The organism is Colwellia aquaemaris, assembly GCF_057548755.1.
In genome coordinates this window covers 41372-55371 of record NZ_BAAJLV010000012.1, presented here as the reverse complement: position 1 = coordinate 55371, position 14000 = coordinate 41372, and the positions used below count along the sequence as shown (strand labels likewise).

Here is a 14000-nt window from a genome sequence, read left to right as displayed (position 1 = left end):
CTGGCCGAACTAAATTAATAACTTTGTTACCTTTGAAAAAGGTATAAATAACAAAGTTTATTAGTGCATACACTAAACATTTTTAGCGAAAAACACTACGTAAAAATCTTTTGCTCTAAAACGTAATTCTTTGAAGCATATAACGCCGCAATAAGCGGAAAATTATAGTTGGCTAAAATGTTTGAGGAACGAAAAACAGCCAACTGTAAATTTTCCGTTTGATTGCCTTGTTATATAAAACTTTTAAATACACTCGCCATATAGAATGAAAGTAAACAAGGACCTAAAGTACCGAAAATAGCAAATGAACCGAGTAAGAACCTTAGTATTAAACTATTGCCGTACTTTACTGTTTTACCAAATAGAACAGTACGTTGATCTTTTGGCCAATTTTTGAAAGTTATGAACCAATGATATGACCAATAAGAACAAGGAAATAATAAAAATATGCCGATTTTTAGCTCTAATAAGTAGCGCTGCTCAAATATCTCATCAAGTGATAAAGAAGCATTAACTATACTTTGATGTTCGAAATAACCAAACACAAAAGCGATAACAATTAAGAGAAGTGCTAATCGCCCTAAAACTTTATGCATGCACCAAACCTCCTTGTTTTATATAACGCCCTGTTAAGGGGCAAATTGTAGTTGGCTATAATGTGAGCGGAGCGAAACAGCCAACTGCTATTTGTCCCGCTTGAACAGCTTGTTATAAGCCAACTTTTGGTAGTTTATCCGTTTTAGTTAACTCGAAGCTATTCAAGTTTAATATTGCTGAATAAGACAAACCTGACTTTTGATAAACCAAAAATAATTCCGTGTTATTTAACAGAGTATGATCCACGATAGATTCAACTTCTTTTATTAACTCTTTATAGCCCGAGCCATCTGGCTTGGTAATAGCTATTGTTGTTAAATCACCAACAGATAAACGATTATCATTATCTGAATCCAGTTGAACAAGTTGATATAAGATAGCAAGAATAGGTTCTTTGGAATTGAAATCCCCTTTTCTCAATTTATCACTACGTTCTATTAAGTAATTAGTATGATCAAACAACCACGTTTTTTGAGACGTTTCGGTGTTAATAAATAAATGGTTTCTTGTCGAGTTTGACGATTTACTGAAATAAGCACGATCGAATGATTGGTCAGAATAAAGTGGAATCATTAGTACCTTTCCATCATTTATTTTAGTTAGTTGCCCGAATCTCCAGTTTTCTTTTATTTCAGCATTTTCTTCAATATTTACAATATTTCTAGTAGTTCTTTCTCTAGTTACATCCTGAAAAAGTTGAAATGCAACAAATAATAGAACACCTACTGCAAGTACACCTGCAACTGAAATAACTAGTCCATTGAAGCGCCAAACTAATTTAAAAAACTTATTTTCTTCCATGATACTCCAAAACCTGCATTGGCTTATAACGCCACGTTAAGCGGCAAAAAATTGTTGGTTAAAATTGTGAACGGAGTGAAACAGCCAACTGTTTTTTGTCCGTTTAAACGCCTTGTTAGTTTGCAATTTTAAACTCAGGAGCCCAATCATCGCTTACCTTAAAGTGCTTGTAAAATGCATTTGTGATCTTTTTAGGGTATTTAGAAAATCGTGCACTTTGCAAACCACCAAAAACAGTAAGCGAGTCAAACGATACGTCTTTTGGCACTACACCAAATAGTTCTAAGTATTTTAAATTAGCGAGTTTTGATAAAGGGTGTAATGAATCAACTATTGTCTTTTTGCCTGATGAATCCCAACTGGGTAATGTTTCAAGAGAGACTGTTTCAAGCTGGTCTAGAACAGGAAAGCTTTCGAGAGTTGTAATATCAGGTAAATGGACAATTGATAGAAACTTTAATTTTAAACACTTGCTAAGGAAATTGAAGTTATTCTCAGGTAAAGTTGCAATAGATAATTGCTCTAAATTAACGCAATCACGTAGTTGAATAAGCGACTCAAAATTACAATGCCAGATCGTCATTGAAAGAACCGCTTCAGGTTTTTCGATTTGCGGCATACCCTGACTTTTATCTCTCATGTATTCGATGTGCACGGTGCTTCCTTGCAAACTAACGCCCTGTTAAGGGGCAAATTGTAGTTGGCTATAATGTGAGCGGAGCGAAACAGCCAACTGTTATTTGTCCCGCTTGAACAGCTTGTTATGTGTATTTACACACAAAACCCTTCAGTCCAATTATCTTGATTAATTTCATATTTATCAATGATGAAACCGTCTGGGTAATTACTAAATCCTGGTTGTTTTGCTACACGTTGTTTCGCTGATTCAGCGGATTCTTGACTGGAATAAACACCAATAAACTTAGAGTCTTCATGCTCATCATCTTCATAGCTATGCCAGAGAATATAAACTACATCCATTTGTGAGCGCCTCCATTAATACACATAACGCCCCACTAAGAGGCAAATGATAGTTGGTTATAATAGAGAGCGAAGCGAACAAAACCAACTGTTATTTGTCCTGCTTGAGTGGCTTGTTATGTGTTTTTTAAACTAAAGTTAACAACATTAAAATAACAACCAGTATAAAAAGATATATAAACGTTTTACCTAATTTATTATTGATAGCTTTTAGCTCTGGTTTTAACTTTCGAGCTTCCAAATCAGACAAATTAGAACAATGAGGGCATTTACTTTCCCTTTCATTTATTTGCAACCCACATCTAGGACATTTGCTCGAATTAATATAGCTACGGTAAAAAATAATCGACTCCAAACTATAGAAACACATAACGCCCTGTTAACAGGCAAAAAATAGTTGGTTAAAATTAGCGACGCAGGAGCAAAACCAACTGTTTTTTGTCCTGCTTGAGTGGCTTGTTATAACTCGATTACACCATACTGTGATATCGATGATCCATTTACAACAAGCTCAACTATTTTGCTATTTTCAAATTCAAACTTTAAGGCATCAGAATAACCTTGGTTATTAACCATACCCCAAGCCCAGCATAACTTTAAGCCATAACACTTGCTGAAAAATAGAGGATTATCAGTCTCCATTACTTCTTTAAGCTTAATACTGCTAGATAATTCAATTTCATCTGAGTCTTCAACTACACGAATAAAACAATTAAATGTTTCGAACTCCATTTTGATTGCAGCAATTTCATTTGGAAGCTCCTTGAAACTATATGATTGTGCATGTTTCAACTTTTCACATGAATTCACAATACTAGATAATTTCACCATAACCTCCGAGAGTTATAACAGCTTATTAGTAGGAAAATTTCTCACTTTCATGCAAGTCCCTACAAATTCACCTTGTTAAAATATACACTTACGCTAATTCTTTTCTAACAAAGAATCAATGACTAAACATAAAAATCAGGTTTTACATGCGTGAAAGTAGGAAAAATGCACACTTTCTTTTGCAGAAAGAAGGAAACAAGCTAAACTGTATAAATAAACAGTAGTCATAATAAAATAAATGGTTATTTATGTCTTCTTTATTTCTTGCACATATATCAGACAAAATGCGGGTAAAACGCTATGCAAAAAGAACTATAGAGACTTATGTTTATTGGATAATAAGCGTATATTAATTATCATAATAAGCAACATCCAAAGCTGTTTCATAACAAGGAAGTTGAGAATTTTCTTACTTATTTAGCTTGTGTACTTAATGTTGCCCCTAAAACCCAAGCTGTCGCCCTAAATGCACTCGTATTTTTATACCAGCACATATTGGAAAAGCCGTTAACACTGGAACTAACATTTAATAAGAGTACAGTGTCACCCAAATTACCTACCGTATTAACGCATAATGAAACGCGCTCTTTATTAAATGCAATACAGCATCCATACGGATTACATTGCAAGCTAATGTATGGCAGCGGGCTTAGGTTAATGGAGGTTGTCAAACTAAGAATTCAAGACATTGATTTTGATTTCAATTCCGTTTGTGTATGGAATGGAAAAGGAGGTAAACATCGACGAGTGACTCTTGCGAAAGAGCTGATAATACCACTTCAAAATCAAATTGAACTTGCAAGCGCATACTTTAAAAAAGACATTGAAAATGAAAAGTTTGCGGGAGTTTGGCTACCCAACGCCTTAGAGCGAAAGTACCCAAATGCACCAAAGCAAATTATGTGGCAATTTCTATTTCCTTCAAAGCGACTTAGCGTAGATCCCGAAACAGGAGAAATTCGTCGACATCACATTCACAGTACATTATTAAGAAAAGCTGTAAATAAAGCAGCCAAAAATATAAATATTGATAAACATGTAACTTGTCATACCTTACGGCATTCATTTGCTACGCATTTATTACAACGTGGCGCAGACATCCGTACAGTACAAGAACAATTAGGCCACAGTGATTTAAGAACAACACAAATATATACACATGTTATTGAATGCGGCGCGAACGGCGTAACTAGCCCTCTGTCGGATCTAATGTGAACTCTTGATGAGAGAAAAACACCTAAAAAACAATCAATAATACTGAGCTTAACAATAACTAATAATATTGCTATAACAAACAAAACTATATTTAAGCCTAGTTTATTTTACAAATAACAAAAGCTTAATAAAAAATACAAACGATGTTGAATTAAATTTAACAGGAATTTTTATAATTTACTGGCATAAGCAGCTAACTGTAGGTATGAAATAAATTGGCGGAGTGGACGGGACTCGAACCCGCGACCCCCGGCGTGACAGGCCGGTATTCTAACCAACTGAACTACCACTCCGCGTATTTATTCTTGAGTTTAAGAACTCCTTCTTTGAAGGCAATTGGCGGAGTGGACGGGACTCGAACCCGCGACCCCCGGCGTGACAGGCCGGTATTCTAACCAACTGAACTACCACTCCGCATACTGCTTCGCTAAATTTTAAAAGGATTTACAACCTTTGAAACAAGTTGGCGGAGTGGACGGGACTCGAACCCGCGACCCCCGGCGTGACAGGCCGGTATTCTAACCAACTGAACTACCACTCCGCATATTGCTTCGCTAAATTTTGAAAGGATTTATAACCTTTGAAACAAATTGGCGGAGTGGACGGGACTCGAACCCGCGACCCCCGGCGTGACAGGCCGGTATTCTAACCAACTGAACTACCACTCCGCATATTGCTTCGCTAAATTTTGAAAGGATTTACAACCTTTGGATTAATTGGCGGAGTGGACGGGACTCGAACCCGCGACCCCCGGCGTGACAGGCCGGTATTCTAACCAACTGAACTACCACTCCACACGTTAATCGCTGCTTTCAACACAACTCGTTGAATGCGGCGGGAATAATACGGTTAAGATTGAGTGCCGTCAACCAGTTTTTTCCATTCATTTGCCTATATGACTAATTGATAAGCAATCCGGCGTTTTAAACAGCAAATCAAGCACTGAAAACGCTATTTATTGCCTTTTTTTCGACGCAACAATAAAAATAAAATACCAGCAATTAAAATAACTATGGCGTTTCCAGCCACAATATAGATGATTGTTTCCTGCTGTTTTGCAGCAAGTTCAGCTTCTTGTTGGGCTTTGGCCAGTGCCAACTCCTCTGCCAATTGCGCTGCAGCCTTTTTTGCATCAACAATTGCTTGAGCATTTTGTTGCTCAAGGTTAAGTTCGCTGTCATCGCCATTTAGTGTTGGAACAAGCGGTCCACCGACACGGTCAACATTAAAACTAAATTCAGGTACTGTGGCTCTAAATTCTCGCCCTGTGGTTGTTTCACCAAAAACGCCTATTTTAATACGGTGTATGCCAGGTTCGGTATAAGTAATATTATAACTACGGCTTAGTCCTTGCCCTTCCATCACTGAAAAAGGCTCAACTTGTCGATCAGGAAATGTCACCTTGCCTTGAATAAGAATACTATTTGCATCAACAAAACTATCATCAATAGCGAAAGTAGCAACATGACTACCGTTTTCGTCTTGTGTGGTTTCAACAGAAATTGTAATAGGGTTTTTCTGCACAATTACTGGTGTTTGCCTTAATTCTCTGGTTGCCATAGGCATTTTTATAATATAAATCGGCTCCCACTCACCTGGTGCAAAATCTAATTCAAATTCTCCAGTGAACAAGCTGTCGTTAGCATGTTCATCTAAATCTCTGCCATCATCTCTAAATGACGTTAATCTCACAGGCTCTGCGCCAAAATTATCATAGGCAGAATTATTGGTACTAAAAAAGTCAACATCAAGCACCAGTACATCATTAAACGATGGGTTATCAATGGCCATTTCACCGTTAAATAATCGCCCTTCCATTTTTAACGTTTCACCCTGTAAAATAATTTCAGGTAGCGGTACAACTTCCAGCTTTATTTCAGACACCACCATAATTTTACTGTTAGGTGCAACATCGCCAATAACCTGCCATGGGCCAACCATAGGCGATTTTATTTTGATCATGTCAAAGGTACGATCGTCAAACCATTGCACTTTATCTTTTGGTGCACTGTTAATTTTTAGCTTAGAGCCGTCGGGGCGCACTAATATAACCGGTGGAGTGCCACTTTTGCGATAAAATAAAAAGGTAACTTCTTCTAATTGTTCATCAATGCGGAAGCGATTGTCAAAGTAAGGAATTTGATTGGTAATATTGTCGCCATCGTAATAGTCAATTTCTCCCTTAAGTTGCTGACTAACAGCAGGCAATAAACAAACACTTGATAGCACAGCACTAAAAACCATTGGCTTAACTATTGCTCTAGTTTGTGTCCAACCAGTGGTTGCTGCCATACTCATTGTTGTTACCCAGTTTTTTTTATTCCAAACTATTCCTGCCATAATGGCGTGGCCCCTTTGTCATTGACTACTGCTAACCTATTTTTATGCTCAGTTAGTTCATCGGCCGTTGCTCGTAAAACCTTTAATTTTGGGCGATTTTTATCAATACGACGAATAGCGTTAGCATCAGCCCCTTGGCCATCACCTGATTGCAAGTTTAAGGTTTCTTGCTTGCGCGTCATTTCAATATAAACAAACGCTAGCAATTGAGCATCAATGAGTGCGCCGTGATAAGTACGGTCAATTAACTTGTCAACTTTATAAAATCGCGCTAGGTAGTCTAAGGTTTTCGGCGAGCCAAATTCGTCCTTTGACACTTTAAGTGTATCGGTAACGGTACAAATATCTTCCGTCATCGGCAGGCCTGGCACCATTGAAAACTCATGGTCCATAAAGCCGACATCGAATTTAGCATTGTGAATTATTAAGCGAGCACCTTTAATAAAGTCTACAAACTCTTGCCCGATTTGTTCAAATACCGGCTTGTCTTGTAAAAACTCATCAGTTAAGCCGTGAACATCAATAACCTCTTGCTCCATCACCATTTGCATACCACTAGCCATTGGCTTTATGTATACATGATAATTGCGACCCGTTAACTGCCGATTGATCATCTCAACACAACCAATTTCTACAATGCGGTGCCCCTCACGAAAATTGATACCGGTTGTTTCGGTATCAAGTATGATCAGTCGTTCATCTTGTATATTTGCATCAATCACGTTACGTACCTTACGTATTACTGTTTATTACTTTTCAGGAAGTGTTTCTGGAAATTCAGCTAAGTTTATCGCAAAGCGCTTACTCAACATTATATAAGTTATTGCCGAAATAACGACGCCACTTTGTACTAATAGCCACAACATAGATTGCAAATGCCAACCGAAATAGCCGATGACGGATATTAGTAAATCAAAGCCAAGAGCAAAAATTAATATTAAATGGCAACGCTGCCAGCAATAGCGCACCCAATTAGCGGCATTTGGTCGGCGTAAGCTAATAACAAATACAACAAATAGCCCAATAACACCAGAAACTAAATTTAAATAAAATAATGCGGTTTGTGGAAATACCCATTGAATAATACCAACATGGTCACGCATATTTGTAACTGACATTATCCAAACAATATAAGCACGTAAAACAAATAACAAAATAAGATAAATGCCCGGCGCAAGTTTTAAACAATCAAAATTGTCAAAGTCTTTAGGCAGAAAATTGGCGTAGTACTTGGCACTCATAATACTGTTTATTGATCCGAGTGTTCAACCGTAGTGACATTTGTATAGCGCTGTACCCTTTCATACTCTAAAAAATGTTGGCCAGCGGTAATAGCTTTAACAGCTTTAGAATGAAATTCGCGATTATATAGCGTATGAACAACCAACAAACTGGCAAGTATAAAAATAGCAGGATGAAAAAACCAACATAACGCAGCAATTGAAAAATAATATGAGCGTAAGCCATAGTTATACGAGTGCGCCGCTTGGTCTTGCACTACCGCCATTTGCTCGGCATATTGTTGTAAATTTTTATTGCTGCCACTGGCGTCATACGGACAAGCGCCAATCATCACATTAACAAAGCCATACTGACGCATTGACCAAGTAAATTGAAAAAATGCCATCACAAAAATTAACGCTAACAAACTAAGCTTTAATTGGATCATGCTGTGGTTTGGAAACTCAGCATAAGGAATAGACTCTATCACCGATTCTAAGCGTTCTACCTGAGCAAATAAGGTTAAAACACCGGCCAATATTAATAGCGTTGACGAGGCAAAAAAGGCAATATTTCGCTCTAAGTTTGCTAATAATGCCGCCTCACCTACCCGAATATCACGACCAATGACTTCATACATCCAATGAATTCTATGTTGATGCAAACAACGAGCAACACAATTAGTTGTTTTTGCTTTTTTGCGAGCAAACCAGGTATAGCCAACCCAGCATATAAAAAAGCAGCTTAAGGCAATAATGTCGAGTAAAGAAAATGGCATTAGATTCGATTACTTATTACGGTATCTTGAGATAAGTTATTATGCGCTAGAAGTTTTTAAGATTCGAGAGAAAGTTACTGAATATTTTTACTAATTGTTGTGCAAATATAATGCAAAGCAAAATTTTGCTACTCTTAAATTGTATATTGCTGAAAATATAAAGGGTGATCAACAACCCTAAGTTACTTAACCTATTAAAACGTCTAACTGTCGAATTTATTTTGACTCTGAACTTAAGGTTATTCAGCATAGAAACATCTTTGTAACTTTTTGTAATTCAACTAGATGGAGCTTTAATGTTTTTCCCAAAAAAGCCAATATTATTAACTTTGGCTATGCTATTTACGCCCCATATAGCATTTTCTGCAACAGCAAACAGCAGCCATAACGAGATTATCGACATTCCCAAAATATCTGGCAGCATTGTAATTGATGCTAAGTTAAATGAGCCACAATGGAAGTCGGCAAAAAAGGTATTGGTTAATAATGTTACCCGACCATACGATAACATCCCTAGCCCAGTTCATACAGAAGCCTTGTTAATGGAGTCTGAGGGTTACTTTTATTTGGCTTTTATAGCTAAAGACCCTGACACCTCAGAAATAAGAGCATTTTTAAAAGACCGAGACAAATCATGGGGTGATGACCTAGTAGGCATTAAAATAGATACCTACAACGACCAACGCAGCGCTTATCGCTTTCTTGTAAACCCTTTAGGTGTACAAATTGATGGTATTGAAAGTGAAGTTACCGGCAACGAAAGCGATGCTTGGGACGGTATTTGGGAAAGTGCAGGAAAAATTACCCCAAAAGGTTATATTGTTGAAATGGCGCTACCGCTACGCATGTTAAATTTCCAAGAAAGTAACGGTAAACAAACTTGGGGCCTAGAGTTACTTAGATATTACCCTCGTAACGAACAACTGCGTTTATCAAATATTCATCTTGACCGCGGTAACGATTGCGAAATATGCCAAATAGCAACGGCAACAGGCTTTAAAGGCGCGAAACAAGGCAGTAATTTTACCGTAACACCGTCGTTAGTATTAGGCGCACAAGAAGAGAAAGAAAATGATGACTGGCAACGTGAAAACAATACTGAAGCCAGTTTAGATGTGCGTTGGGGTATTACCCCTGATTGGCTATTAAACGCCACCATCAACCCAGACTTCTCAACCGTTGAAACCGACAATGCGCAACTTAATATCAATAATACCTTTGCGCTTTTTAATCGTGAAAAACGCCCTTTTTTCCTCGATAATCAAGACTATTTTGACAGTGACTATAATCTGGTTTACACCCGAAACATCAATGCTCCTAATTATGGTGCAAAGTTAACCGGTCGAGAAGATAAACATGCATTCGGTTTATTTGTAACTGATGATCAAGACACTAATATATTAATTCCGGGGAATCGTTCATCTTCAATTGCCACCATTGACGACGAGTCACAAGCTGCGGCATTAAGATATCGCTATAGTTATGATGATGACATCACCTTAGGTTGGATCAGTACCCTAAGAACAAGCGAAGATTACAGCAACAATGTTAATGGCTTAGATGCTAGAGTGCGCTTAAATACTTACGACGTATTTAAGTTTCAATCGCTATTTTCAACAACAAAATACCCAAGTGATTTATACCAACAGTTTTGTAATGTTGATGACGACCAAGAAGAAAGTGCTTGCGCTACACCTGAGCAAACGGAAAATTGTACCATTGGCGACTGTATTTATAGCGAAAGTGTATTGCGAACCTTAAAGGATGATAGATTCAGTGGCAATGCCTTCAAAGCAGGTTATTACCATAGCGATAGTGAATGGGAATACCGAGTAACCTATAACCGTCAAAATGCTGGTTTTCGCGGTGATTTAGGTTTTATGTCTCGTGTTGACCACAATAAGTTCGTTGTTGGCGGCGAGCGTAAATGGTATGCGGAGCCGGGTAACTGGTGGACAAATTTTAGGATCTATTCTGATTGGGATATTACCCATAACGATGACAATGAATTAATCGAAAAAGAATTTGATATTAACGCTCAATTAAACGCCAGCTATAGTTCTTACTTTCGATTAGCTTATACCAAGCGTGAAAGTGTTGGCAGTCGACTCGACAAAAGCAATATAGCCATCGACGGAAATACCACTTTGTTTACCGAAAACCAGTATTTTCTTTTTGCCGAAACTAAACCGGTTTTGGGCTTTTACATTAATGCCAATTTAAAACTCGGCGACCAAATTGATTATCGAAATAACCGCTTAGGAGAAATTAAGCGACTAAGTAATAATATCAATTGGAATGTAAATAAACATCTAGAAATAAAGTTAAAGCAAACCTTTAGCCAATTAGATGCTGACGGAGATAATGTTTTTATTGCCCGTTTAACCGACTTACGTACAACCTATCAATTCAATGTGCAAAGCTTTTTGCGGTTAAGCATTATTTATAATAATACCAGTCGAAACCCTAGTAATTACTTATACAGTGCCCCAGAGGATATTGATCGCAAAAGTAAAGCTCTGTCTACAGAGTTGTTATACGCTTATAAAATTAACCCTCAAACGGTGTTTTACTTGGGCTACTCCGACTTCCACTATAGTGAAGAAGAGTTCAATGACTTAGAGCAGGAGCAACGCAGCTTATTTATGAAGTTTAGTTACGCATGGTTAAAGTAATTTAATCTGGGCTAACGTCTTTGTTTATAGACAAGAAGCCACCTTATTAAGGTGGTTTTTTTATACGCAATTTTCACTATTATATTGATAAGCTATTGCAAATTTGTAACAATTTACGAAAGGAATTATCGTTTGTTGATAATAAGTTAGCTAAAGCGATAACAAAATAATAAGATTGGAGTAGTCAAATTGACGTTAAATAAATGTAGCTTATCGGTAATAGCTACTGCTCTTACATTGGCAGTTCAACCAAGTAATGCCCAAGAAAATAGTGCGACACTTGCCCAGTTAAGCATTCCTCATGTAAAACAGCATATCAATGTTGATGGTGATTTAAACGATGCCATGTGGCAACAAGCACTTACTATCCCGCTTAATATTGTTAATAGCCCATGGAATAACAAGCCAAGCCCGGTGAAAACTACGGCAAAAGTTATTGAAAACGGTGAGTTCCTCTACGTTGCATTTCAAGCACAAGACCCCAACCCTGAATTAATTCAAGGCTTTTTAGGTGACAGAGATACCCGTTGGGGAGATGACTTAGTTGGCTTTAAACTTGATACTTATAATAACCGTCGTTTGAACTATGAATTTTTTGTTAATCCCTACGGCGTACAACATGACAGTATCGCTAATGAAATGACCGGCGACTCAGACTCCGCTTGGGATGGTATATGGGAATCAGTAGGTAAAGTTACAACGTCTGGTTATCAAGTAGAAATGGCCATTCCTTACCATATTTTAAATTTTGATGATAATGACGATATTAAAACCTGGGCCATGGAATTAATTCGTTTATACCCGCGTGACTCGCGTTTGCGTATTTCACATATTGAGCTTGACCGTGACGAAGCATGTTGGTTATGTCAAATCCCTGAAATCACCGGGTTTAAAGAGGCAAAAGCCAGTAAAAACTTAATGTTAACGCCAACATTAGTGGCGAACAGAAATGATACTCGTGATATTTTTTCAAACAGCAATGATTGGCAAAGTGAAAATGACATCGACGCTGGCTTAGATGTGCGTTGGGGCATTAATGCAAATACCTTATTAAACATTACTGTTAATCCAGACTTTTCAAATGTTGAGTCTGATGCAGGCCAGCTTAGTGTGAATAAAACATTCTCATTATTCTATGACGAGAAAAGGCAGTTTTTTGTTGAAAATTCAGAATACTTCTCGAGTAATTTTGACTTAGTGTATACCCGTAACATTGCCGATCCAGAATATGGTGCCAAGCTTACCGGCACACAAGGTGACCACAGTTACGGTGCCTTTATTACTAACGATACACAAACCAACATTATATTGCCCGGTAATACGGGATCTCGACTAATTTCTTTACAAGACGATAGCGAATCTGGCGCAGTAAAATATCGTTATGATGTCAATGACGACCTGTCAATTGGACTGATCAGCACCCTACGCCAAACTGACCATTATCATAACTTTGTCTCTGGCATTGATTCTAAATTTCGCCTAGATGACTCGAATGCCTTCCAAGCACAAGTGCTTTTTGCCGATACGCAAGACGCTGCCAATATGACCCTTAGTGGCAATGAAGAAAAATTTAACGATCACGCATTCAAGCTCGAATATGAGCATGACTCTGAGTATTGGAACCTTGATGCTGAACATCAAGAAATTGGCAAACAGTTTCGAGCTGATTTAGGTTTTATGCCTCGTGCTGATTACCAAAAAAGCAAAGTACTAGCAAAACGTACCTTTTATGGAGAGCCTGAAAGTGCTTGGCAAGAAATGAAATTTTCTGGCCAATGGCAAATTCTACATAATGAAAATGGTGAACTTTTAGAGCGTTCTGTATCAAGCAGCTTTAATATTGATGGCCCTATGCTATCGGTATTCGACATTATGCTTGTTGCTGCCGATAAAGTTGGTTTACGCCGCTACGAATTAGACTCAAGTTTGGCAGTTGATAACAGTATTGATGGCAACACTAATCGCTTTCAAGAAAATCAAGCCATAATATATGGTGCGATACAGCCAACGTCGCAAATTTATACAGAATTAGAGCTTACCCTTGGTGATAAAATTGATTATGGCAACGATAGATTAGGCGATATTACCGTGCTTTATGGCAATATCAGCTATAACGTCAATAAACATCTAGAATTTGAATTTTCGCACACATACAGTGATCTAGAAGCAGAAAATGCCAACGTTTACACAGAAAACTTAACGGAATTACGTGTTTCTTATCAATTTAACATTAATAGCTATCTGAAATTCAATGTTGTTTATACCGATATTGACTTTAACTTAGATAATAACCCTACGGCATATACGGCAAAAGATAATCGCCTTTCAACACAGCTGATCTATGCTTATAAGCTAAATCCACAAACAGTGTTTTATTTTGGCTATTCTGATAACAGCTATCAGGACGATAGATTAAAAAGTTTAGAGCGTAACCAAAGAACCATTTACAGTAAAATCAGTTACGCTTGGTTACCGTAATAATAATTAACAATGAGATAGTTAATATTAATTTGCTATCTCTGCTTTATTATCAAACCATTAACTAGTAGATATTAACGATT

General features: G+C 37.5%; 11 protein-coding genes, 5 tRNA genes and 1 pseudogene. 3 read left to right on the top strand and 14 right to left on the bottom strand.

Annotated elements, in window-relative coordinates:
- Window positions 1-230 precede the first annotated feature (230 nt).
- The 5 genes from AC27HL_RS19105 to AC27HL_RS19085 all read right to left on the bottom strand — a co-directional run bounded on the left by AC27HL_RS19105 (window position 231) and on the right by AC27HL_RS19085 (window position 3210).
- On the bottom strand, window positions 231-596 hold the full coding sequence (locus AC27HL_RS19105) for a hypothetical protein (RefSeq protein WP_487081932.1): 366 nt from the start codon (window positions 594-596) through the stop codon (window positions 231-233).
- Between the two features lie 112 nt (window positions 597-708).
- Complete coding sequence (locus tag AC27HL_RS19100) at window positions 709-1398, bottom strand: hypothetical protein (protein ID WP_487082649.1); 690 nt, start codon at window positions 1396-1398, stop codon at window positions 709-711.
- 115 nt (window positions 1399-1513) lie between these two features.
- On the bottom strand, window positions 1514-2053 hold the full coding sequence (locus AC27HL_RS19095; protein WP_487082648.1) for a hypothetical protein: 540 nt from the start codon (window positions 2051-2053) through the stop codon (window positions 1514-1516).
- A gap of 116 nt (window positions 2054-2169) precedes the next feature.
- On the bottom strand, window positions 2170-2379 hold the full coding sequence (locus tag AC27HL_RS19090) for a DUF7336 domain-containing protein (protein WP_487082647.1): 210 nt from the start codon (window positions 2377-2379) through the stop codon (window positions 2170-2172).
- Window positions 2380-2838: 459 nt separating this feature from the next.
- The gene (locus AC27HL_RS19085) at window positions 2839-3210 is read right to left on the bottom strand and encodes a DUF6334 family protein (RefSeq protein WP_487082646.1); all 372 of its coding nucleotides are present in this window, start codon (window positions 3208-3210) and stop codon (window positions 2839-2841) included.
- Between the two features lie 248 nt (window positions 3211-3458).
- Between AC27HL_RS19085 and AC27HL_RS19080 the strand changes: the two are divergent.
- Window positions 3459-4425, top strand: a pseudogene (locus AC27HL_RS19080) (integron integrase).
- A gap of 216 nt (window positions 4426-4641) precedes the next feature.
- On the opposite strand, the gene AC27HL_RS19075 reads toward AC27HL_RS19080, so the two are convergent.
- From AC27HL_RS19075 to AC27HL_RS19035, 9 genes are all read right to left on the bottom strand, one after another.
- Window positions 4642-4718, bottom strand: a tRNA-Asp gene (locus tag AC27HL_RS19075).
- A gap of 44 nt (window positions 4719-4762) precedes the next feature.
- Window positions 4763-4839 (bottom strand) — tRNA-Asp (locus AC27HL_RS19070).
- Window positions 4840-4889: 50 nt separating this feature from the next.
- Window positions 4890-4966, bottom strand: a tRNA-Asp gene (locus AC27HL_RS19065).
- A gap of 50 nt (window positions 4967-5016) precedes the next feature.
- Window positions 5017-5093: transfer RNA gene (locus AC27HL_RS19060), tRNA-Asp, on the bottom strand.
- Between the two features lie 49 nt (window positions 5094-5142).
- A tRNA-Asp gene (locus AC27HL_RS19055) sits at window positions 5143-5219 on the bottom strand.
- Window positions 5220-5376: 157 nt separating this feature from the next.
- A complete protein-coding gene (locus tag AC27HL_RS19050) occupies window positions 5377-6765 on the bottom strand; it encodes a TIGR03503 family protein (protein ID WP_487082645.1) in 1389 nt (462 codons plus the stop codon).
- Window positions 6753-7487 carry a DNA polymerase III subunit epsilon gene (dnaQ, locus tag AC27HL_RS19045; RefSeq protein WP_487082644.1) on the bottom strand — a complete coding sequence of 245 codons (735 nt, stop codon included), beginning with the start codon at window positions 7485-7487 and terminating at the stop codon, window positions 6753-6755. Before dnaQ ends, AC27HL_RS19050 begins: the two co-directional genes overlap by 13 nt.
- A gap of 27 nt (window positions 7488-7514) precedes the next feature.
- On the bottom strand, window positions 7515-8006 hold the full coding sequence (locus tag AC27HL_RS19040) for a DUF2919 family protein (RefSeq protein ID WP_487082643.1): 492 nt from the start codon (window positions 8004-8006) through the stop codon (window positions 7515-7517).
- Between the two features lie 8 nt (window positions 8007-8014).
- Window positions 8015-8764 carry a DUF599 domain-containing protein gene (locus AC27HL_RS19035; RefSeq protein ID WP_487082642.1) on the bottom strand — a complete coding sequence of 250 codons (750 nt, stop codon included), beginning with the start codon at window positions 8762-8764 and terminating at the stop codon, window positions 8015-8017.
- A 296-nt stretch (window positions 8765-9060) separates the two neighbouring features.
- Here AC27HL_RS19035 and AC27HL_RS19030 point away from each other — a divergent pair, with 296 nt between their 5' ends.
- Both AC27HL_RS19030 and AC27HL_RS19025 read left to right on the top strand, forming a co-directional pair.
- Window positions 9061-11439, top strand: coding sequence for a carbohydrate binding family 9 domain-containing protein (locus AC27HL_RS19030; protein WP_487082641.1), 2379 nt, complete (start codon window positions 9061-9063; stop codon window positions 11437-11439).
- Window positions 11440-11628: 189 nt separating this feature from the next.
- Window positions 11629-13917: a carbohydrate binding family 9 domain-containing protein gene (locus tag AC27HL_RS19025; protein ID WP_487082640.1), complete on the top strand. Its 2289-nt coding sequence runs from the start codon at window positions 11629-11631 to the stop codon at window positions 13915-13917.
- The last annotated feature ends 83 nt before the right edge of the window (window positions 13918-14000 follow it).